This is a genomic window from Acinetobacter sp. GXMZU3951, assembly GCF_054457875.1.
Genome location: NZ_JBTLFO010000002.1, coordinates 379,785 through 402,993, shown reverse-complemented (window position 1 = coordinate 402,993; position 23,209 = coordinate 379,785). Strand labels below are relative to the sequence as shown.

20 protein-coding genes are annotated in these 23,209 nt (G+C 42.2%); 5 read left to right on the top strand and 15 right to left on the bottom strand.

What is annotated here, in order from left to right; all coding sequences use genetic code 11:
• The gene (locus ACX17N_RS05025) at nucleotides 1–249 is read left to right on the top strand and encodes a YfhL family 4Fe-4S dicluster ferredoxin (protein WP_458891460.1); all 249 of its coding nucleotides are present in this window, start codon (nucleotides 1–3) and stop codon (nucleotides 247–249) included.
• Between the two features lie 145 nt (nucleotides 250–394).
• Here the strand turns inward: ACX17N_RS05025 and ahpF are convergent, their stop codons facing one another.
• The 4 genes from ahpF to ACX17N_RS05005 all read right to left on the bottom strand — a co-directional run bounded on the left by ahpF (nucleotide 395) and on the right by ACX17N_RS05005 (nucleotide 5,002).
• Nucleotides 395–1,960, bottom strand: a complete 1,566-nt coding sequence (gene ahpF, locus ACX17N_RS05020) for an alkyl hydroperoxide reductase subunit F (protein WP_458891459.1) — start codon at nucleotides 1,958–1,960, stop codon at nucleotides 395–397.
• 140 nt (nucleotides 1,961–2,100) lie between these two features.
• Complete coding sequence (locus tag ACX17N_RS05015; protein WP_458891617.1) at nucleotides 2,101–2,973, bottom strand: hypothetical protein; 873 nt, start codon at nucleotides 2,971–2,973, stop codon at nucleotides 2,101–2,103.
• A gap of 102 nt (nucleotides 2,974–3,075) precedes the next feature.
• Nucleotides 3,076–4,194, bottom strand: coding sequence for a toxic anion resistance protein (locus ACX17N_RS05010; RefSeq protein WP_458891458.1), 1,119 nt, complete (start codon nucleotides 4,192–4,194; stop codon nucleotides 3,076–3,078).
• 16 nt (nucleotides 4,195–4,210) lie between these two features.
• On the bottom strand, nucleotides 4,211–5,002 hold the full coding sequence (locus ACX17N_RS05005) for a tellurium resistance protein (RefSeq protein ID WP_458891457.1): 792 nt from the start codon (nucleotides 5,000–5,002) through the stop codon (nucleotides 4,211–4,213).
• 285 nt (nucleotides 5,003–5,287) lie between these two features.
• Here ACX17N_RS05005 and ACX17N_RS05000 point away from each other — a divergent pair, with 285 nt between their 5' ends.
• A complete protein-coding gene (locus tag ACX17N_RS05000) occupies nucleotides 5,288–7,336 on the top strand; it encodes a TonB-dependent receptor plug domain-containing protein (protein ID WP_458891456.1) in 2,049 nt (682 codons plus the stop codon).
• A gap of 190 nt (nucleotides 7,337–7,526) precedes the next feature.
• On the opposite strand, the gene ACX17N_RS04995 is transcribed toward ACX17N_RS05000, so the two are convergent.
• Nucleotides 7,527–8,642, bottom strand: coding sequence for a beta-ketoacyl-ACP synthase III (locus ACX17N_RS04995; RefSeq protein WP_458891455.1), 1,116 nt, complete (start codon nucleotides 8,640–8,642; stop codon nucleotides 7,527–7,529).
• Nucleotides 8,643–8,672: 30 nt separating this feature from the next.
• Nucleotides 8,673–12,599, bottom strand: a complete 3,927-nt coding sequence (gene hrpA, locus ACX17N_RS04990; RefSeq protein WP_458891454.1) for an ATP-dependent RNA helicase HrpA — start codon at nucleotides 12,597–12,599, stop codon at nucleotides 8,673–8,675.
• A gap of 505 nt (nucleotides 12,600–13,104) precedes the next feature.
• On the opposite strand from hrpA, the gene ahpC reads away from it, so the two are divergent.
• Together ahpC and ACX17N_RS04980 are read left to right on the top strand one after the other, a co-directional pair.
• A complete protein-coding gene (gene ahpC / locus ACX17N_RS04985; RefSeq protein WP_458891453.1) occupies nucleotides 13,105–13,668 on the top strand; it encodes an alkyl hydroperoxide reductase subunit C in 564 nt (187 codons plus the stop codon).
• A gap of 192 nt (nucleotides 13,669–13,860) precedes the next feature.
• Nucleotides 13,861–14,067 carry a KTSC domain-containing protein gene (locus ACX17N_RS04980; RefSeq protein WP_100241644.1) on the top strand — a complete coding sequence of 69 codons (207 nt, stop codon included), beginning with the start codon at nucleotides 13,861–13,863 and terminating at the stop codon, nucleotides 14,065–14,067.
• Between the two features lie 62 nt (nucleotides 14,068–14,129).
• Here ACX17N_RS04980 and ACX17N_RS04975 read toward each other — a convergent pair whose 3' ends face one another.
• From ACX17N_RS04975 to ACX17N_RS04960, 4 genes are all read right to left on the bottom strand, one after another.
• On the bottom strand, nucleotides 14,130–14,726 hold the full coding sequence (locus ACX17N_RS04975) for an O-methyltransferase (RefSeq protein ID WP_458891452.1): 597 nt from the start codon (nucleotides 14,724–14,726) through the stop codon (nucleotides 14,130–14,132).
• Nucleotides 14,727–14,792: 66 nt separating this feature from the next.
• Nucleotides 14,793–15,014, bottom strand: a complete 222-nt coding sequence (locus ACX17N_RS04970; protein WP_458891616.1) for a DUF1653 domain-containing protein — start codon at nucleotides 15,012–15,014, stop codon at nucleotides 14,793–14,795.
• 181 nt (nucleotides 15,015–15,195) lie between these two features.
• Complete coding sequence (locus tag ACX17N_RS04965) at nucleotides 15,196–16,290, bottom strand: fatty acid desaturase family protein (protein ID WP_458891451.1); 1,095 nt, start codon at nucleotides 16,288–16,290, stop codon at nucleotides 15,196–15,198.
• A gap of 14 nt (nucleotides 16,291–16,304) precedes the next feature.
• Entirely contained in the window at nucleotides 16,305–17,372 is a 1,068-nt protein-coding gene (locus tag ACX17N_RS04960; RefSeq protein ID WP_458891450.1) for a ferredoxin reductase, read from the bottom strand.
• A 138-nt stretch (nucleotides 17,373–17,510) separates the two neighbouring features.
• On the opposite strand from ACX17N_RS04960, the gene fabR reads away from it, so the two are divergent.
• On the top strand, nucleotides 17,511–18,206 hold the full coding sequence (fabR, locus tag ACX17N_RS04955) for an HTH-type transcriptional repressor FabR (RefSeq protein WP_458891449.1): 696 nt from the start codon (nucleotides 17,511–17,513) through the stop codon (nucleotides 18,204–18,206).
• Between the two features lie 74 nt (nucleotides 18,207–18,280).
• Here the strand turns inward: fabR and rapA are convergent, their stop codons facing one another.
• From rapA to ACX17N_RS04930, 5 genes are all read right to left on the bottom strand, one after another.
• A complete protein-coding gene (rapA, locus tag ACX17N_RS04950; protein WP_458891448.1) occupies nucleotides 18,281–21,118 on the bottom strand; it encodes an RNA polymerase-associated protein RapA in 2,838 nt (945 codons plus the stop codon).
• Nucleotides 21,119–21,260: 142 nt separating this feature from the next.
• Nucleotides 21,261–21,902, bottom strand: coding sequence for an RluA family pseudouridine synthase (locus ACX17N_RS04945; RefSeq protein ID WP_458891447.1), 642 nt, complete (start codon nucleotides 21,900–21,902; stop codon nucleotides 21,261–21,263).
• A 132-nt stretch (nucleotides 21,903–22,034) separates the two neighbouring features.
• Complete coding sequence (locus tag ACX17N_RS04940; RefSeq protein ID WP_458891446.1) at nucleotides 22,035–22,256, bottom strand: phosphopantetheine-binding protein; 222 nt, start codon at nucleotides 22,254–22,256, stop codon at nucleotides 22,035–22,037.
• 27 nt (nucleotides 22,257–22,283) lie between these two features.
• The gene (locus tag ACX17N_RS04935; RefSeq protein WP_458891445.1) at nucleotides 22,284–22,739 is read right to left on the bottom strand and encodes a hypothetical protein; all 456 of its coding nucleotides are present in this window, start codon (nucleotides 22,737–22,739) and stop codon (nucleotides 22,284–22,286) included.
• Nucleotides 22,739–23,158, bottom strand: a complete 420-nt coding sequence (locus ACX17N_RS04930; protein ID WP_458891444.1) for a GlcG/HbpS family heme-binding protein — start codon at nucleotides 23,156–23,158, stop codon at nucleotides 22,739–22,741. Before ACX17N_RS04930 ends, ACX17N_RS04935 begins: the two co-directional genes overlap by 1 nt.
• Nucleotides 23,159–23,209: the final 51 nt, after the last annotated feature.

Here is a 23,209-nt window from a genome sequence, read left to right as displayed (position 1 = left end):
ATGGCATTAAGAATTACCGATGCCTGCATCAATTGTGATATGTGCTTACCTGAATGTCCGAATGATGCCATTTTTGAAGGTCAGAAAATCTATGAAATCGAGGTCACGCGCTGTACAGAATGTGTCGGATTTTATGACCATCAAACCTGTATGGCTGTGTGTCCGATCGATTGTATTGAAGTGCATCCAGAACACATTGAGAGCCAAGCTGAATTAGTGGAGAAATTTAAAGCTTTAAATATTATTTAAAAACAAAAATGTTTTAATCGCCTGATTTGGGGGAAAACAATAAACAATAAAAAAAGGAACATCGGTGTTAGCGTCCTCAGTTCCTATAAAAATTAAACCGTTTAATAGCAAGCCAACATAACTCAGTGTATGTTGGCTCTTTTTATTACTGACCTGAACGGATCATGTAGTCAAATGCTGAGAGTGATGCTTTTGCACCTTCACCAGTCGCAATAATAATTTGCTTGTATGGCACAGTGGTACAGTCACCGGCAGCAAATACCCCTTTCACATTGGTTTCATTGCGTTCATTAATTACAACTTCACCACGGTTCGTTAATTCTACTGCACTTTCTTTTAAGAAGTCCGTATTTGGCAATAAACCAATTTGTACAAAAATCCCTGCCAATTCAACCGTATGTTCAGCGTCTGTTGCACGATCTTTATACTTCAAACCAGTTACTTGCGCACCATCACCGATCACTTCCGTAGTTAATGCATTCATGATCACTGAAGCATTTGGCAGACTGTTTAGCTTGTCCTGTAACACTTGGTCGGCACGAAGTTTCGTATCAAACTCCACCAAAGTCACATGTTCCACAATACCAGCCAAGTCAATCGCTGCTTCTACACCAGAGTTACCCCCACCAATCACGGCTACACGCTTGCCTTTAAACAAAGGACCATCACAGTGTGGGCAGTACGCTACACCACGGGTACGGTATTCTTTCTCACCCGGCACATTCATTTCTCTCCAACGTGCACCTGTAGAAAGGATCACAGTTTTCGATTCCAATTTTGCACCATTTTCCAGTTCTACCGCAACCAAGCCATTGGCTGTTTGATCCGCGCCAGTAATTTTGTTGACACGTTGCAGATTCATGATGTCTACGCCATATTCACGGACATGGGCTTCCATATCTTGCGCAAACTTTGGACCCACTGTTTTTTGTACTGTGGTAAAGTTTTCAATATCCATGGTGTCCATGACCTGACCACCAAAGCGTTCAGCTACGATACCGGTTTTAATGCCTTTACGTGCGGCATAGATTGCCGCTGTACCGCCCGCAGGTCCACCACCAATCACCAAGACATCAAATGCTTCTTTCGCATTCAATTTTGCCGCTTCTTTTTCAGCAGAATTGCTATCCAATTTGGCAATAATTTCTTCCAAGGTCATACGACCTTGACCAATGTGCAAGTCGTCTTGGAATACCATTGGCACTGCCATGATTTTGCGTTGCTCGACTTCGTCTTGGAAGAATGCCCCATCAATCATCGTTGCGGTTGAACCTGGGTTATAAATGGCAATCAGGTTCAATGCTTGCACAACGTCAGGACAGTTGTGACAGCTTAATGATACAAACACATCGAAGTTTGATTTGATGTTCAAACCTTTAATTTGGTTTAAAACCTCTTCAGAAACTTTCGGTGCATAGCCAGAAACTTGTAACAATGCCAAAATCAGTGAGGTAAACTCGTGTCCCATTGGCAACCCAGCAAAGTGTACACGCGGTTGCTCTCCTGCTTTTGCAATGGCAAAACTTGGACGACGACTATGTGCACCATCAAAGCGTGCGGTCACTTGGTCAGATAACACGGCAATTTCAGTGACCAGTTCTTTGATTTTTTCAGACTTCTCTGAAGCATCTAAAGACGCAATAATTTCGATTGGGCTTTCAAGACGTTCTAAAAGTGTTTTTAATTGAGCAGAAGTATTTTGATCTAACATTGCTAACGACTCCAGTGGAGAGATAATTAAGTTGATGAATGCATCATAGTAAAAAATACAAAATAGGTAAAACAGTTTGTATTCATAAATACAATCGAATAATTAGATTAATAGAGAAAATATTACATTACTTGAATGACTTACCTGATATTTTTTAAATTCTGTTCAATTCTACGTGTTCGTGCCAGAAAATACCTTGATAATAAGAACAATATGCAACTCGCAACCACACTTAAAATAAATATAGAAAGAATAATAACTTGCAAAATCTCTCGCCATTTTTGTGCTTGTTCAACCTGAGGGGCAATCGACTGTGTGCTTGGGGTAATCGCTTTGCCATACAGCTGTTGTTGCATGGCCCATAATTGGGAAGGATTAAAACCATATTGCACAAATTTAGGATCATTTTGCTCAGCTTCAGCCAAAGTCAGCACATACGGAATCGCGGCATTTTCATCTACAGGAGCATGTAATAAGGCGATCTGCGCCAAAATATAGGCTTTGACAGGTTTTGCCAGCTCGGTTTGCTCTAACTGCTGGGCAAGCGCACTCTCTTGCAAACTGTTTTTATAAACAATCGCTTCGCTATACGGATTATCATCTTCGTTCCAGTCATATTGCACATAAGTTAGGCCAGACCAAATACAGATAAAGGCAATGAGCCAAGCAACAAACTTCAGCACAAACGATCGAAAGCGAATGGCAAAAAAGCGGATTTTCTTGAGAAAATGAACGACAAAAAATGCACCCACAAAGGCACAGAATATTTTAATAAATAACCAGCCAAACCAAGACAGTAAATTAAAAAAATAGTCAGGCGCAGTCGCTGACTGCGCCAATTGGGTTTCGGCAGAAATCGGAATATGCAGTTGCATGACTTCGGTACTGATACCAAACAGACTGTAAATCAACTCCTGTTGTAAAAAGAAGCTCAGCAACGCGACCAATGCCACGCTTGACGTCAATATACCGAGCCACATTAGCTTTTTCTGCCGCTGTTGAAGGGTCAGCATACCGCGCTGTAGATGGGAAGATTGAAGCGCATATTCATCTTCGAGTTTGGACAAGCGACCTCCTACTAAATCAGAAAACAGATCGGAGATAAAAGAATGCTTTTACTGTTTATTCGACTCTAATACCAATTGGCTAAGATTACTTTGTAAATTGCGTAAACGCACAGCGGCTTCTTCACGTTTTTGCATGCCTTCTTTTTGCACTTGCAGCACATCATTCACCGTTTGAATCAAGGTATTTTGCACATGCTCTAGGGTATCGATATCAATCACCGAACGCTGATTGGCACGTGCAGTATCCACCGAGTTCTGATGCAGTAAGTCGGCATTACGGCGCAATAAATCATTGGTGGTGTCATCAATGGTTTGCGCAAGTTGTACACTATTTTTTTGCTCTTGCAATGAAATGGCAAGGCTAATCTGGTTTTTCCATGCCGGTAAGGTAATGTTTTTAATGGCATAAAATTTATCGACCAACATTAAGTTATTCGACTGAATAATGCGGATCATGGGTAAGGTTTGCATGGCCGATTGTTGTAAAACCTGCAAATCACTGACCCGCTTTTCCAAATTGTTGGCTAAATGGTTTAAATCATAAATTTGCTGTGTCGTGGTTTGATCTTGTTCTTGATGAGTTAAAGCGGCTATCTGCTGTTGAATCTCATGCTGTTTGATTTTACCCGCAGCAACATAAATCCCCAATTGTTTATATTCATCCTGCACCGCAGTAAACATGTTTTCGAGGGTATTCACCCGTGTTTTCAAGCCTGACTGCGATGCTTCAATTTCCTTAACCAGCGCATCAATCTGTTCTTTGGTGCTATTAAAATGCTGATCAAAACTCTGTTTCGCACCTTTGAACTTACTTAAGATGCTGCCGAAAAAGCCTGAACTCTTAGACGGGTTTAAAATACTCGTACCGTTTAACTGCTGCGCCACTTGCACCACCTGATTCAACTTTTGTCCAGTTACATCTAAATCTTTGTTTTGAACCAAATCCAGCAATTCATCGGTATAGGTCGATGTTTGCGTGGCAATATGCTTACCATACTCAGCAACAGCTTGATGATTCATATCTGCCAACTCTTTCGCGGCAGAAAGCACTTCATCTAAATCGGATGCCTGTAAACCCAATTCTTTCAAATTGAGCTGTTGAAATTGTTGTTCTGCTAATTCTTGATTGATCGAAGGAGTTAAATCGTGCTGTGTCGCCTTGGTCATAATTCACCTAATATTGTTAGGAGTTACCCGAAGGTTTCTCTAATGATTTTCTTAAAGTTTTAATCAATTTATCGCGGCTATTATCCAGCTTTATCAACTCAGATGTCGAGTCTGTCTGATGACTTTGTTTGACATGATATTGCCAAGCGGGAATCAGGACTTGCTGCGCCTCGGTAAAACGGTCTAACAGCCCCAAAGACAATTGCTCCGCGAGTTGCATTTGCTGCATGGCAATATCATTGCTGGCTTGTACGGTTTGCAATGTCTGTATTTTCTTCGCTAGCCGTTCCGCAAATTGATCTAAGGGGTGCGTGGATCGCATCATATTGGGATATTCCAGCAAAAAATCTTCTGCTGCCCGAACATAATGCGCCATACGATTTCTTAAACCGAGCAATTGCTGTAGACGTGACTGCGATTTTTGAATCTCAATCCGCAGCTTTTGACTAAGATGACTGGCGGTGTCTAACCGTTGATCAAGGTTCTTATAATATTCAATTTGCCCAGAATCATGTTCAATATCAATACCCAGCCATTTCTGTAAAGCATTAAATTTGCGTTTTTTTAAATACTTATTCGACTGCGTTAACGCTTGAATTAATGCCGCTATACTTTCGCGAAAATGTTGGGTCAGTTGAGGATCGACACCCTGTAAGAGTACCGATTGCGCTTGAATAATGGGTTCAGCATAATGCTGAAGTAAAGCTGCATTTTCAAAAATAGGCACCAATTCATTGCGCTGAATAGCCAAAACTTCCTGTTGATTCACCTCTATGTCATATAAAGGCATCAGTTCTGTAACTTGCATAGCAATTTAAATCGTGACCAGTACTCATTTGTTTTAACATAGTCATTGAAATAAGCAACTCCGAAATTTTACTGTTTTTGTTGTTTGAACCTACCTAACATCAACTTATTCAGATTTTAAAATTCAAGGGTTTAGCCTAGTGCCCGGAAAAAACTTGCAGTGAACTGTCAATAGATTGCAACCCCTCCACTTTTTACTCAAACCCCGATCCATTCTTGAATTCCTCAATATTTCTACATAATTTTAGTTTAATCTTACGCGCGATTACATTTGGATACATAGTTCATGGATGCGATACCACCCATCTGGAAATACCGTGCGCTCACTTTTGCCCTACTCAGCCTCTCTTCACACAGTTGGGCTGTAGACCCCGTAAGCAATGTCGTAGAAGAACCTGTTCAAACCTTAAAGACCTTGAAGCTACAAGCAAATAGCACCGTGCCCAAAGACAATGATATCAGCGCGATTGCGAAAACCATTATTGGTCGTGAGGAAATGCTGAAGTTTGGCGATCAATCCGTCAGTGATGCTTTAAGACGTGCAGCAGGTTTTCAAATGCCAGGACAAGGACCGCGTGGTCCGGGTGGTGCATCGGGTATGCGTTTCCGCGGTGGTGCTGCACCAATATTCATGATTAATGGTGAACCTGTGCAAGGTGGACCACGTGGCGGTATGTCGATTATTGATACCCTGACACCTGACATGATTGAACGCATTGAAATCACCAAACAACCGAGTGTGACTCAAGCCTCAGTCGCCAGCTCTGCGGTGATTAATATTATTTTAAAAGAACCTTTACAGAATACCCGCCTGAGTGGAACTGCACGAATAGGCTATGGTCAATATCGCTCAGATGGCGCCGCAGAAGAACGGAAAAACCTCAGCCTACAAATGGATGGTCGTGACAGTCCATGGCTGTATAGTGTATCGGCCAATCAAAGTTGGGATGACACGACATCCATCACAGAAACTCAAACGGCAAACCAAACTCGGGTGCAAAAGAGCGTGACTGAACGCAAAGCCACGATGGTCAGTCCACGCCTAGAATATGCAATTGATGATGAAAAGAAAGTTGTGGCAGAACTATTTTATCGTAAGCATGAACGTGAAGGCACGCGTTCAGATCTAACTCAACAGGACAAAAATGACAGCCTACGCCTGAACACGCGATTTGAACGACAAGTTGAAAAAGATAGCGATAAAGTTTGTTTGTCTTATGAAAAACAAGATGAATCCGAACTCACACGCTCAAGTGCGAATTCGCTCTATATCAGCCAACAGATTGAAGAATTGGGGCTGGCCTATGATGGAGTGCGAAAGCTCGATGATCATCGTCAAATTAAATTTGGCTTAGACACACGCTCAAATACCTTAGACAGCAATAGCGCAGATAGCTTGGATGAACAACGCTATGCGCTTTACAGTGAAGGCAGTTGGCGGGTTAGCGATCAGCACACGCTTACCTTGGGCTTACGGCAAGAATGGATTCAGCGCTCAGGCTTGGTCGATTATGATGATCAGCATCTCAGTCCTGTACTGGCGCATCGCTATAACTTTAATGATGTATGGTCACTACAAACCAACATCAGTCAAGCCTTTCGCAACCCGAAAGCCGATGACTTATTGCCAACGGTCTCGATTTCTACCGATAGTGATGCTGGCAGTCTGAACAACCCAGACCGTGGTGGTAATCCATTTTTACGTCCCGAAAAAATTCAAGCCTATGAGTCTACATTGGGCTATAACACGGCTGCGGGTGGTGTAAATTTAACGGGTTTTTACCGCCAGATTGATGACTATATTGAATCCGTAATTGCTCAGGAAAATAGTCGTTATGTCAAACGTCCACAAAACCAAGCGCATGCCACCACTTACGGTATCGAACTTTCCGGTCGTTATGCTCTGAAACAGACCGAACAAGGACATTCATGGATGGTCAACAGCCAGCTGTCGACGATTCGTGCCAAAGTCGAAGAAGAGAATGGACAACAACGGTTGGCCAGTGATGTCGCACCATATAGCGCGAGTCTGGGTCTATCTTATAACTATCAGCCATGGCAGCTTTCGACCAGTGCCAACCTGAGTTACACCCCAGAATTTACCCGAGCTTTAGAAAATCAGCCTTATACTCGAACGTCAAATGAACGCGTAAATTTAGACCTTAGCGTGACCAAACGCTTTAAACAAGGTTGGTCAACCAGTTTAAGTGCTAGAAATCTGCTCAGCACAGATTATAAAGAACGGCTGAATTATCAAACTGATGGCAGCTTATATCAAGCTCGAATCAGCCAAGCCATTCCCAGCATTCTTTGGAATGTAGAAAAGAAATTTTAAGCCTGAGGGCTTAAATCAGTCACAGCAGTTCATCCTTGTCAATTAATCGGACTGATGGACTGCCGAGTGTAAGTCATCATTTTATCTAGCACTCGTTATAAAAAAGCACCACTCACTGTATTCCAAATGAGTGGTGCTTTTATTTCACGGTAATCAATCAGCTTGAAAACAGCATTTCAAGCTTGGCGTATTAAGCCACGTGCTTTTGTACCAAGATTGATCCAACGGAATAACCCGCACCGAATGAACACAATACACCGTATTCACCATCATTCACTTCATGCGCAGAACGATGTAATGCAATAATTACGCCTGCAGATGACGTATTGGCAAACTCATCCAAAATGATCGGCACCAAGCTTGGATCAGCTTCAGCCGCTTCTTTACCTACCACCAATTTCAAAATCAGTTCATTCATATTCTGATTGGCTTGGTGTAACCAGAAACGCTTCACCTGCTCAGGTTTAATCTGATTCTTCTCGAGCTGATTGGAAATCATTTTCGCCACAAGCGGACAAACTTCTTTAAACACTTTGCGACCATCTTGACGGAATTGCTTGTCGTCACGTGAAGTGAGCTCAGAACCGTTTAAGAAGCCAAAGTTATTACGAATATTATTCGAGAATTGTGTGAACAAATCTGTATCTAAAATCTCAAAACCTGTTTTAGTTTCAGTATTCTCAATAATTGATGCCGTTGCCACATCGCCAAAAATGAAGTGACAGTCACGTGAACGGTAGTCAGTATGACCCGAAGTCAACTCCACATTCACCAATAGCACACGACGCGCACCAGTTTTAATTGCATCATAAGCTTGCTTTAAACCAAACGTCGCTGCTGAACATGCCACATTCATATCATACGCATAACCTTGAATACCGAGTGCAGTTTGAATTTCAATCGCTACCGCTGGATAGGCACGTTGCAAGTTTGAACATGCCAAAATCACCACATCGATATCTTCTGCGGTTACACCCGCATTTTCCATCGCTTGCTTTGCAGCAATGACGCCCCACTCAGCTTGAATCGATAACTCATCATCACTACGCTCTGCTAAACGTGGACGTAAACGGTTTGGATCAAGTACACCGGTTTTTTCGACAACATATCGACGCTTCACACCCGATGCTTTTTCAATAAACTCTGCGCTAGAGCCACGACGTGCTTCTAACTCACCTGCTGCAATTGCATCAGCATGGTCTTGGTTATACTGTTCCACATAAGCATTTAGACTTTCAACTAGCTCTTCATTGGTAATGACATGCTCAGGATGGAACAAGCCAGTACCTGTAATACGTATGCCCATGTAAAACTCCTTCTCTGAATTCGCTCTATATTAACTAATACCAAGACGTTCCCATGATTTTTGTAGTCGTGTCTCAGAAATAGGCATCTTGGTTTTCATCGGTTGAGAAAATAGAGAAATGCGCAACTCTTCGATCATGAAATACAATTCTTTCAAACGAACGTCATTTTTATATTTAAATAATTTATCCATCCACGGATCAATTTGTCCAATGGCAGCAATATCTCGTTGGAGATTATTGGGCAAGCGGTCCAAACGCAATAGCAAAGCCGCTAAATATCGTGAATACTCAGTCCACACATCTACAGGTTTGCCATAGACAAAATCCGACAATTGCATTAGATCTAATTGATCTTCTATATCATCCATACTGCGCCCAAATATATCGCCATCGAGCATCAGGAGTTTCTGGCGAATACTTTGCCACTGGATAAAAATATCACTCATCATTTTTAACGCGTGTTGTCCATGCGTTAAAAAGTTTTGTTTAACTTTCTGCAATAACTGCTGAAATTCGATCTGGTTGATCGGCAGTTCGGTAATCGCCAATTGCAGCGTGGCATAAACCAACATGTGTTCCAGCTGAGCCTTATCCCCTAAAGGTGAATAGGCCAATGCCATCGGCTTGGAGATCTGCTTTTTCAACTGACGGACTAAATCACCCAATTGCAAATGAATCAGACGAATAACCCCTTCACGATGTTGCTTGATGGCTTCATCCTGATCGTTAAAAGTCTGAATCACCACACCTGAATCGTCTTTAGCGTCCAGTTTGGCAAAAACTTTAACAGGCACCAAAGCTTGATATTGCTTGACCACCACGCCCGTGACTTTATGTGAAGCTTCAAACACAAAATCTTCAGGGAAAGTCTGGAACTGCCCTTTGGCTTGTTTGACTGGACTATGCGTTTCAGTCCGGCAACGCGCTTTTAACTCTGCTAAGTTACGCCCTTTTTCAATCACACGCCCTTTTTCATCGATGACTTTGATAAACGGCAGCAAATATTGATCAATTTTTTCAAAAGAAAAATCTTTTTCAGTAATTTGCTCACCGCGTAACTGAAACGCCAAGAAGCTGAATAAATGCTCGCGCAAATGTACCGCATCAACGCGCTGCATTAATTTTTTCGCAGTATCTGGAATCGGCACCAAGTTACGGCGTTTATCTTTCGGTAGCGCTTTTAATAAGGCTTCAATCAAATCTTGACGCCAACCCGGAATTCCCCAAGACCAGATGTTTTCATCCACTTGTGGCAAAGCCTGTACAGGAATTTTAACTGTCGCGCCATCTTCATCATGACTTGGATCAAAACGATAACTTGCCGCCAGACGCAGCTCACCATTATGCAAATAGTCAGGGAACTGCTGGGTGGTCGGACGATCATTTAGCCACAGTGCATCATCTTCAACATACAAGAAGCGTGGTTGTTTCGGTTCAATGGTCGCGCGCCAGTCTTCAAAGCTGCGACGACTGGCAATTTCAGCAGGCACCTTCGCTGCATAGAACTGGTAAATCGTTTCTTCATCGACCACCAAATCACGACGACGGAGTTTATCTTCAACCCGCTCGACTTCTTCCAATTTGAGTAAGTTATGCTTTAAGAATGGCGGCATGATGCCCAAACTACCTGTGGTTAAAGCATCTCGAAGGAAGATTTCATGGGCCGCTGCTTGATCGACTTTTTCATAGTTGATCATACGCTTCGGTTCAATAATCAGGCCGAACAGTGAAATCTGGGCATAAGCATTTACAATGCCTGCTTTTTTCGACCAGTGTGGTTCAAAGTAATGATATTTCAGTAAGTCGCGCGCAGCCAATAGAATCCATTCAGGTTCAATTTTTGCCAACGTCCGCAAATACACCTGTGAGGTTTCCACCATTTCAAATGCCATAATCCATGAGGTATTGGTCTTATGTAAAGTTGAGGCTGGAAATACGCGTGCTTTTTGCTGGCGTACCGCCATAAACACGTTACGTTCATCGGTTTTATTGGCAATAAATGACAATAATCCTGTTAGCAGCGCACGATGCAAGTTTTCATAACTGGCTTTTTTATCATTAAAAGAAAGATGCAGGCCTTTGGCTAAATCCAACAATTGCTCATGGGTCTTTTTCCACTCACGCAAACGTAGCCAGCTCAAGAAATGCTGACGAGCAAATGTGCGGCGTTTATTTTCACTCATGGATTCGACTGGATCATGAATCGCTTCCCACAACTTCAAATAGAACAGGAAGTCGGAATCTGCTTCACGGAACAAGGCATGTTTCTGATCCGCTTGCATTTGTTTATCGGCAGGACGTTCACGCGGATCTTGCACTGCCAAAGCCGCCACAATAATCAATACTTCATTTAAAACACCAAAATGCGCCCCGCCCACAATCATACGGGCCAAACGTGGGTCAATCGGCATTTTTGCCATCATTTGCCCAATTTTGGTCAGCCCATTACTCTGATGGGCTTTTTTGCCACGCCCAGTTTCGGAAGCTGGTTCTGCTTTGCTCTCAATAGACTGTGCTGCACTCTTTTCCGTTAAAGCGCCGAGTTCCACCAACAATTTACGCCCATCATTCACCAAACGATGGTCGGGCGGCTCAATAAAATCAAATTGCTCGAGTGAACCCAAGCCCAGACTTTGCATTTGCAAAATGACTGACGCCAAATTGGTCCGCTTAATTTCAGGCTCGGTAAATTCAGGGCGGCTCTGGAAATCTTCTTCGCTATACAGACGAATACATACCCCAGGGGCGATACGTCCACAGCGTCCTTTACGCTGATTGGCTGCCGCCTGTGAGATGGCTTCAATCGGTAAGCGCTGGACGCGTGAACGATAGTTATAACGCGAGATACGGGCAAAACCGCTATCAATCACATAACGAATATTGGGAACGGTCAACGCTGTTTCTGCAACGTTGGTGGCAATAATAATGCGTCGCCCACCACCCGTCGCATTAAAAATCTTTTGCTGATCTGCTAATGCCAAACGGGCATAGAGCGGTAAAATTTCGGTATGGCGGGGACCGTACTTATACAAAGTTTCTTGTAATTCTCGAATTTCCTGCTCGGTGCTGGCAAAAATCAAGATATCGGCATGTTCAGGATGACCCTTTTCTTGTGCATCCTGAAAACACTCTTCGACCGCTTGCACCACAGCACGCGGTAAATTCTCTTCAAAATCATCAAATTCATCATCATCACTGCCCCCAATACTCAATTCGGAGATCGGGCGATAGCGGACTTCTACAGGGAAGCTACGTCCTTCAACTTCAAAAATAGGCGCGCCATTAAAATATTGGCTAAAACGCTGCACATCTAAAGTCGCAGACGTCACAATCACTTTTAGATCAGGGCGTTTTGGCAATAATTGCTTTAAATACCCCATAATGAAGTCAATATTTAATGAGCGTTCATGCGCCTCATCAATAATGATCGTATCGTATTTACTCAGATAACGGTCATGCGACAACTCTGCCAGCAAAATACCATCTGTCATTAAGCGTACAATCGAGTCTTGTGAGCCTTGCTCATTGAAGCGGACTTTAAAACTGATGGACTCGCCCAGTTTTTCACCCACTTCTTCAGCAATACGCTGAGAAACACTGCGTGCGGCCAAACGACGTGGCTGAGTATGACCGATCATGCCAGTCAAACCCCGCCCCGCCAGCATGGCGATTTGTGGCAACTGCGTGGTTTTACCTGAGCCCGTTTCCCCTGCCACAATAATGACTTGATGCTGTTGAATCGCAGCCATCAATTGTTCAGCCGACTGCGTAACAGGTAGGTCTTGATTCAGTTTAATCTGAGGAAGACGGGCAAAACGGGCACGCACTTTAAGATTGGACTGTTCAAACAGTTCCTGATATTGCTGTGGATCACCATCTTTAGTGCGGCGCAGTCGATTTAAACGATGACGGTCGCGGGCCATAACCCATTGATCGATATTTAAATGACTTTGCACAGATGATTTATCCCAAGAAAAAAATTTGAATCATGCATTTTACGCCTTAAGCTGCCATAGAGAAAGCCTCTAACACGCGATACTGAAATGCGCCATGAATTCTGCTTATTTTTCAAGCCAATTTCAGCATAGAAATCGTGCGGTGAGATGTCGCGGATAAAATTAAAGGACAGCTTGGTGCAGAGACACAGCCATTCAGTTGTCAGAAAAATAAACAGAGACAACATACAAAAAAATCTTTTTTCAATTTTACCCTTGAAATTCAAGAGCAATGACTGCATGTTGAATAACGATTTAAATACGACAATTTGATTGTGACGTATTGTCATTTTTTCATCATCTGTTTCATTTGTAATAGCGGATGATGCTATTGGATGGAAAGGTGTTTAAATTGCTCATTCGGTTTTTCCGATGCTTGTGATGTAAAAATACCATTTCAGCAATCATAAAAATTTCGATATTCTACTTCCAAATTCAAAGACTAACCCCAATCATGGAGACAATGATGAGCTTAATTAATACTGAAGTTAAACCATTTAAAGCACAAGCATACCTTAACGGTAAGTTTATTGAAGTAACTGAAGCTGACCTTAAAGGTAAATGGTCAGTAGTTTTCTTCTATCCAGCAGACTTCACTTTCGTTTGCCCAACTGAGCTTGGTGACCTTGCTGACAACTACGCTGAATTCAAAAAATTAGGCGTTGAAATCTATGCAGTTTCTACTGACACTCACTTCACACACAAAGCTTGGCACGATTCTTCTGCTGAAATTAAGAAAATTGAATACCCTATGGTTGGCGACCCGACTTGGACGCTTGCTAAAAACTTCGAAGTATTAATTGAATCTGCTGGTCTTGCTGACCGTGGTACTTTTGTTATCGATCCAGAAGGCAAAATCCAAATCGTTGAAATCAACGCTGGTGGTATTGGCCGTGACGCTCAAGAACTTCTTCGTAAAGTTAAAGCAGCTCAATACGTTCACGCTCACCCAGGTGAAGTATGCCCTGCTAAATGGAAAGAAGGCGACGCAACTCTTGCTCCGTCTATCGACCTAGTAGGTAAAATCTAATTTCTGATTAGATTGCATCAAAAACCACGCTTTATGCGTGGTTTTTTTATAATAAAAATCTGAGTTTTTTTATCAAGAATATATTTGAAGTCCTTACAAATTCTGTTATACATCTAAGTAAGTCTTTAACTTTATTGCAATGCAATCGAGCTTAGGCTTTTTGAATTATTATATAAATTCAAGGAGGTATGTATGGGGATAATGCTAGCCGTGACTTCTTGGAAATACAATGCGACTTCAAGATACTTAAAGATTTTTTATAATAATGGTTCCGGAGAACTCTACCACCCAGTGCCTAAATTTGTTTATGCGAATATGTTACGATGTAGTGATAAAGCCGCTTTTGTACATAAATACCTAGAATACGACTTGCACTTCACTCGCATTACCATCCAATAATACCAATAAAAAATCAGGGCTTACCCTGATTTTTTACGATTAGTGTGGTGTTCCGCAATAACTCAATAATCTTTTGCTGTAATCAGCAATAATCCAGCCCCCAAAGATAAGGTCGACAATAAGTACTGCCCTTCCTCTTTCACCAGATTAGTGAATGCTTTGACTTCTTCTGCATGCGAAATCACATTATCTACAATCAGCACACCGCCTTGTTGGGATAGAATCCGTTTTAAATCTGGCCAATAGCTGACATAGGCATCACGTTCCGCATCTAACAGAATCAAATTAAAGGTAGAAGTGCAATCCGCCAAATAATCTTTGGCATCTCCCACCCAAAATTGGATACGTTGATCCAGACCAAATTCTTGGGAAAATTGCTGTGCCTGAGCACTTCTTGCCGCATCTAATTCTAAAGTCGTGAGTTCACCTTGAGTGACCTGCAAAGCATCTGCCAGCCACAAGGTGGAATATCCCGTCGAAGTCCCAATTTCCAAAACACGCTGTGACTTTTGAATGCGGATTTGCATCGCCAAAAACTGAGCAGAATCAGGTTCAATATTTCGATAACGTTGCAGGCGATCTTTCTGAGTGGCATCATGCTTTTTAAATGATTCGTAGAGATCATTTAGTCGGTTTTTAAATTGTTGACTCAAACTCATCGAGATGTCCCAGTTTTATCATTCAGTATGTTTTAAATTTCAATTTTTATTTCATTCAATTTATAGTTATATATCAGTTTTTTGAATCAGGCGAAAGCGAGGCACCACTTCGCCACTCTCTAAGGTCACTTGTTCACGAAACATAGTTAATGGTCGTACCCAAAGCGAGTAATCCCCATATAAACACTGATAAACCACAAGTTGCTCTTCTGTTTCACTATGTGTCGCAACAGAAAACACCTGATACAACTGCCCTTTATAGTGTTGATAAATCCCACGGTCTAGCATGTTTTTACTCACATCAATCTCTAAAGTGCTTATGCTAAATCATTCAATTGTTTTTGCAAATTGACCTAGCTTTAATTGATGTATTTTCATAATAATCTAGGCAATACATCAGGCTTGAAAGTAAAAATTATTCTGTATTAAATAAAAAAAACCACTTCCGAAGAAGTGGTTTTTTATTCCCTTATTTCTTGAATGGGAATGCATATTTCACAATACGTTTAATCACACTGCCGTATTGCTTCACCAAACTGGCATTGTTGTAGTTTAAGCCGTATTTCTCACACACCGCTTGCACTTTGGGTGCCATTTTACGATAGCGACGTGCAGGAATATCTGGATACAAGTGATGCTCAATTTGATGGCTCAAATGTCCAGTCAAAATATGGAAAGCTTCAGAACCTGATAAGTTTGAAGAACCACGGATTTGGCGCATATACCAGTGACCACGGCTTTCATTTTGTAAAACTGTTTTTGGGAACACTTCGACATCTTTGGTAAAGTGACCACAGAAAATTACGCTGAAGGTCCAGATATTACGAATACCATTTGCAACCAAGTTACCTGTAAAGACTGGGAATGCAGCAGGACCTGCGATCAATGGGAAAAACACATAATCTTTAAACAATTGTTTAGTAATTTTGCGTTGTAACGGTTTCCACTCTTCTTTCAGTTCTTGTTTGCTTTTACGACCAAACCAAACTTTACCCACTTCCAAGTTCTGAATTGCTACGCCCCATTGGAATAACAAGCAAAATGGAATGCTATACAAGGGTTGTAGTAAAAAGCCAGGTTTCCAACGCTGTTCCGGGAACAAACGCAATAAACCATAACCAATATCATCATCCATACCTTTAATGTTGGTATAAGTATGATGCTTATAGTTGTGAGTTTGACGCCAGTTATCAGACGTTCCGACAATATCCCACTCGTAGTTTTGACCACTGAATTTAGGATCATTCATCCAGTCATACTGACCGTGCATGACATTATGTCCTAATTCCATATTTTCCATGATTTTGGCAAAGCCCAATAGGCCTGTACCTAAAATCCATGCTGGCGGGAACCAACCTGCAAATAAGCAAGCACGCCCTGCAATCGAAGCATACTGGACTGTTGAATAGACACGACGGATATATTTGGCATCTTTCTCGCCAATATCATCCAAAACTTCTTGTTTAATGGCATCTAATTCACGCGCCAATTCATCTAACTCAAACTGAGTAAGTTCACGATTTTTTGGATTTTTAAAATATTGAGCTTTTACAGGCATATTCATGATGTTGAACTCTCTTATAAATCAATCACAAGATCTGTTTTGGCAGAACTTACACATAGTTTTAATGGATTACTTGGCTCATGATTCTGTTGACCATTCAACATATCTTGAGTTGAACCTTGTACTTTATTACACACACATTTATGACAAACGCCCATACGACAACCATAAGTTGGCTTGACGTTGGCATGTTCTAAGCCCACCAAAATTGATTGACCACGTGGGATCGCCACCACTTTGTTGGATTTGCTTAACGTCACATTCACGAAGCCTGTGTCATCATTTGCTACAGGAGACATGCTAAACGCTTCGCTCTTGAATAATTGAGCTTGAGCAAAGAGCTGTTCTGCTTGCTGAACGAAACCAGAAGGTCCGCAGGCATATACAACAGAATGTTCAATATCAGTCAATACGTCCACCTGAGCCGCATTTAAACGTGCATCGGCATGATCTTCCTGTGTGTAAAATACTTGATATGAAAATTGTGGATACTGCTTGGCCCATTGTTCAAAATAAGATTTGAAAGCAAAGTCGGCATAATGTTTTACCCAGTACATCACATGCACTTTACGCTGTGATAATTGCTCTGCCTGCGCTAAAGCCGTAAGCAAGCTATACATTGGGGTAATACCACTACCTGCTGCTAACAAAATTAGAGGTTGTGCTGGTTCAGGTAAAAGCATGTCACCATAAGGTTGACCAAACTCAAGAATGTCACCTACGTTAGCTTGATTGACTAACCAGTTACTGACTTTACCCTGTTCTACTTTTTTTACTGTCAGCAGAACATGTTGTGCATCAACTTGGGTCAAGCTATACGTACGCTCATAACGCGCACCTTGCACATTGACTATGACAGGATGATGCTGCCCTGCTTGGCCCATTTTAAAATGGCGGTTGACTTCAAGCGTCAAGCTTACCATTCCATCAGCCGTATTGTCTTTTTGTACAATCTTGCCTAATGGCTGATTTACAGACCAAAGTGGATTGAGCTTTTGCAACCAAAAGTTTAAAGAGTGTTGATCAACAACACTGTCGACTAAAAAATTAAGGGGAGAATTAGATTTCTTTAGCATGAACATCGTTTGGACCACGCAATTGATTTTTAATTATTATACACGTGTATATATATTTGTATATATATTCGTCCTTTTTTTATTCATTCACATCACAGGCAGTAAAGGCTATAATGCCAAAAAGCCTTTAATCTATTGAAAAATATGAACCAGCCTTCGATCAAAACAAAACACGATACTACGACTCATGACCTAAATGTGGCACATGAACCTGTTGTGGTACGTTCTGTCGGTCGTAAAGCTACCATTACGAAAGATGAATTATTCCAAGCAGCACTCAAACTGATTGGACCAGAAAAAAGCATTGCCTCTTTAAGCCTGCGAGAGGTTGCGCGCGAAGCAGGCATTGCACCGAATAGTTTTTATCGACATTTCAAAGACATTGATGAACTTGCCATTGAACTGATTGACCGCTCAGGTATTGTACTGCGTCAAATTTTGCATGAAGCACGTTTAAAAGCGATCAAGCAAAGCAGCATTATTCGCAGTTCTGTGGAAGTTTTTATTGAACAATTGAATACCGATGAAGGCAACTTAAGCTTATTGTTACGTGAAGGCTATACCGGTTCTGCGTCTTATAAACAGGCTGTAGATCGTCAATTAAATTTCTTCCAGCAAGAACTGAAGGATGACTTGATCCGATTAGAACGTCTCAATCACAGCAAAATGGCACATCCTGAGCTTGCTGCCAAAGCCATTACCCAACTGGTGTTCCACATGGGTGCCAAAGTCATTGATTTACCGAATGATGAACGCAAGGCGGTTGCAGAACAAACCATGATCATGATTCGTATGATTTTAGAAGGCGCACGCCATCTGGATGAGTCGCAAATCCGTTAAATCGATCACTAGTTAAAATACCCAATAAAAAAAGCACCTTACGGTGCTTTTTTTAACTTGGAGCCAGTTAAACCTTAAGGTTTAACCACCACCAAGACCTGAATCGCTTCTGGGGTTACGGATAAGCCATCTAGCAATCCGATGCCTTCTTTTTGCAATTTTTGTAAGCGCGTGATTTCGTCTTCACGAATACTCGGGTTAAATTGCTTCAAGTAGCTTAAACGATCAATTTCATATTGCCATTTGCTACCGTAGATTTCTTTGGCTTGCTGTTTCATTTCAGGTAAAGCAGCTTTAGCAATATTCAGAGCTTGTTGATAGCGCTCTTCAATCACGTCACGACGTGCTTTGACCACCTGACGGCAGCTATTGCTGTCTAAATGATGCAAATACGGTTTCAAAATGCTTGGCTCAATTTTCATCGACAAATCTTGCCCATTTTCACTGAGCAATACACGAATCAATTGTTGCGGCAAGCTTGATGGCAAGTTCAAGGCTTTTGGCGCAATCACATCGACCTTAAACCAGACTTCAAGCAGAACCGAACCTTGCTTTAATGCATTCGACTTTAAAATCGCAACGTTGGTACTGCCAAAGGCCTGCGTATTGATCATTTCCATCACGCTTTCCGTGAATGGATGCTCTAAAGTCAAATACTGTGCATCTTCACGCACTTGCGCTTGATCGCGATAGAAGGTCGCAGTCATGCCTTCTTCATCCAAAGTTAAACCTTGAACTTGCATCTGGTCTGTCGGTTTAATAATGACTGTACCATTACTTTGCTCATCAAAATCAATGTTGGTTGAAGCCATAAAACGCTTCATAAACATTGGCAAAGTGGTGTTGTCATCATAATCTTCTAGCGCTTGGACAATTTCTTGCGCCACGATAGGACGGCACGAATTGTATTCTAGTAAACGGTCACGCCCTGCTTGCAATTCCGCTTCTAGCGCTTCGCGTTGTATGCTGACTTCTTCTAGTAAGTCTTCAAACTTTTGCCCCATATCTGCGAGCAAGCAGTCTTTTAAGTCCACAATGAAGTTTTCTTGCAAGGTTTGTGCTGTAGGTGAAATATTGCTGAAAATATTTAACGCTTCGTTATACCAACGGAACATACGCTCTTGCGCTGTACCTTCTAGATATGGCACATGAATTTGAATGCGGTTTTCTTGACCAATACGGTCTAAACGACCAATACGCTGCTCTAAAACATCTGGGTTCGCTGGCAAGTCAAATAATACCAAGTCTGAAGCAAACTGGAAGTTACGCCCTTCCGAACCGATTTCAGAGCAGAGCAAAATCTGCGCGCCATAAGAATCTTCAGCGAAATAGGCCGCCGCTTGGTCACGTTCCAATAAGCTCATGCCTTCATGGAACATGGCGGTACGAATCCCTGCATGCAGGCGTAACGCATTTTCCAAGGCTTCCACCACTGGACCGCTACGCGCAATCAATAACACTTTTTTGTGTTTTAACTGAGTACGCAGCATTTCCATGAGCCAGCCCACACGTGGGTCAGATTCCATCCAAGCCCCATCAAGCTGTGCTTCTTCAGGCCACATCTGTTCACGCAGTTTGCCATCTTTAGACCAGTTTGCTGGTGCTGGCAATGGTGCAGGTTGACAATCACGTCCTGGGAAACCTTGAATCGCTTCACGGGTATTACGGAATAAAATACGACCTGTACCATGACGGTCCAGCAATTCATGAATTGCACGGAAACGTTGTTCAGGTTCATCTTGAATAGGATGACCCAATAATTGTTGAATTGCCGCCAAATGACTCTCATCAAGCGCTAAATCAGACATCAACACTTCAGCAATTTTAGCGGTATGCAAATACTTTTCTTCTTCATCCAAGAAGCGGTCTAAAGAACTAAAGCGCTGTGGATCAAGCAAACGTAAGCGTGCGAAATGACTCTCTACACCCAACTGTTCAGGCGTTGCAGTCAACAGTAAAACACCCGGTGTTTGCTCCGCCAACTCTTCGACTAAATCGTAGCGGTCGTTACCACCTTCTTCTTCATTCCACATCAAATGATGGGCTTCATCCACCACCAAGAGATCGAAACCAGCTTCTAGGGCTTGTTCACGCAAATCATCATGGTCAATCATCAAGTCTACGCTGGCAATAATACATTGCTCAGTCAAGAACGGATTCAGTTCAGGGTCATGCTCTTTAATAGACGCTGTACGGGTTAAATCGAAAATAGAGAATGCCAAATTGAAACGACGGCGCATTTCAATCATCCACTGATACTGTAGTGAATCAGGCACTAAAATCAGAATACGTTCAGAACGCCCTGTTTTTAATTGTTGATGGATAATCAAGCCTGCTTCAATGGTTTTACCTAGACCCACTTCATCAGCCAATAAAACTCGTGGCGCAAAACGCTTACCGACTTCATGCGCGATATACAATTGATGCGGAATCAGACCAACACGTGCACCCACTAGACCACGGAGTGGACTACTTTGCATATTGGCTTGCATCAACAAGGCTTCAATACGCAGGTCGTACCATTCTTTATAATCAATTTGGCTGGCCAATAAACGGTCAAGCGGCTTAGATAATTGAATCTGCGCGCCAATACGGGTTTCGTTTAAGGTTTTACGTTGTTGAGAACCATCTTCTAAAGTACGCACCACTGCATAACGCACCACGCCATGATTATGCTCTAAGGACTCGACCAACCATTGCGTTCCTTCCTGATCATGAACTTCATCATTCGCATTAAATACGATACGAGATAAAGGGGCATTGTTTCGGGCATATACACGCGTTTCATCGCTTTTTGGAAATAAGATACTAATTGACCGTTCATCCACGTCAATTAATACCCCCAAGCCAAGCTCTGTTTCTGTGTCAGATAACCAACGTTGACCAATAGCGAACTGCTGCAATTTTTCCACCTTTATCTCAAATGTAGACCAAGAAATAATTGCTCAAAAGCGAATAACATTTGAACAAAATTTCATGTCTTTAAGCAATATATTTTGACATAAAGCGCACTAAAAAAGTGGGCTTATTTCGAATCTGAAGCGTTTTTTTGCCTTAAAAAGGCACGGGACAATAGAACTCCACCATCGCTTCTGTCTTCGGATGCAAAAAGCTGAGGCGTTCAGCATGTAGACATAAACGATCCAAAAGTAGCTGCTCGGGTGCGGCATACAGCGTATCCCCCACGATTGGATGTCCTAAGTACTGCATGTGTACACGTAGCTGATGTGAACGACCAGTAATGGGCGTAAGTTCTACACGAGTGACAGGTTGACCTTGCATTTCAAAATGCTCGGTCGCCTTCCAATGTGTTAATGCTGGCTTGTTATGACTCGGGTCGGCAATATGTAAAGGTGGACGCGTCGGATCATACACCACAGGAACATCCACCGTTCCCTCACCCACCAGATGTCCTGCCACAACAGCTTGATATGTTTTTGAAGTTTGTCGTTCTTGAAACTGACGAGAAATTCGGTTTTGCCCGAATTTAGACAATGCAAAAACCAAGATGCCTGAAGTATCACGATCCAGACGATGAATCAGCAAGGTTCTCGGTTCTTCTTTTAGCAACCGATTAATCACACAATCTTGCAAGTCAGCCGTTTTCCCTGGCACTGTAAGAATCCCCGCGGGTTTATGGATTACCATAAAATCCTCATCACGGTGGATCAGATGTTCATTCAGAAATTGACTCAAGAGATATTCCAAGCTGACTGTGCAAACAAGCGGGCAATAATAAAAAGCTCACTCAGAAATTACAATGCAGAAACGGAGAAAAGTCAGCGTTTTTTACGATTTTACCCAAAAAAAGTACTGATTGTATGCATATCATGAATTATGCCTCAGCAACTGTATCAATTTTTTTAAATTTCGACTGTGTATGACATCTTCGTAGCGAATATCGGCACCGTTTGCACGCCATAATCCCACCAAACTGACCACTGCAACTGAGTCTAAATTGTACTCGGCCCAATCTCGAAATAAATCGAGCTCTAAGGGATCGAGCGCTAATTGCTCTGCCACCGCGTAGATAATCCCTTTTTCTGACAAGACAAAATCCTTGGGTGCGCTCAACGCCTATAGCCGCAATAGACTGTGTGTATTCATATGATGAAACTGTTGCTGACACAACTTTTCAATCCACTGCACATGATGTTCGCTATTCGCCAATAACACAGCATCATTCACCACACAAATCTGCTCACTCACAGAATGAATATGTGCTATGAACTGCTTCGCCAGTGGATTAATTAAACCAATGACCAGCAACTGTTGCCGATCAGACAAATATTCACCTAAGCGCTGCATGGCATCCATTGGATTGGCGAGATCCAAATCTAAAATAGGAATATCAAGTGCTTGTGCTTTTTGAATACAACGTTGCATATTTGCAGCCAGTTCACTACTGATCCAGTCAGGTTCGGTTCTCAACTGCTGCAAACCCATCACCAGTAATACACTCTGTGCAGAATTCAGTGACCATTTGGCTTGTGAAGCAACCAGCTGAATTTTCTTTGGTAAAGGATAAAACATTAGCCCTGAACCTGTGCCAGAAACTGTTGAATCGCGAATTGTGCAATTTCTGCATCTTGGAATGACTTGACGCCAGAAATACCCACTGCCCCTACAAGTTGCCCTTGAAACAGGATTGGCTCACCGCCCTCTAACATGCCCGACAAACTACTCACCGTCAGGAAACCCTGTTGTCCATTGCGGATTAAATCTTCAAACAATTTACTTGGACGCCGACTTAGGGCAGAGCATTCAGCTTTTTCAAGACACAGCCGAGCAGTCATGGGCGATGCCCCATCCATACGCTTCATATTTAAGAGACAGCCCGTTTCATCTACCACAGCGATACTGACTGCAAAACCGTTTTGCAATGCATATTCATAAGCGGCATTTAAGATCCAATCAGCGTCGGCCAAGTCTAAACAATGTTTGGTTTTCATCTGTTTTCCTTACATAAAAAAGCCTGCAACATAGTCACAGGCTCTTTTCAA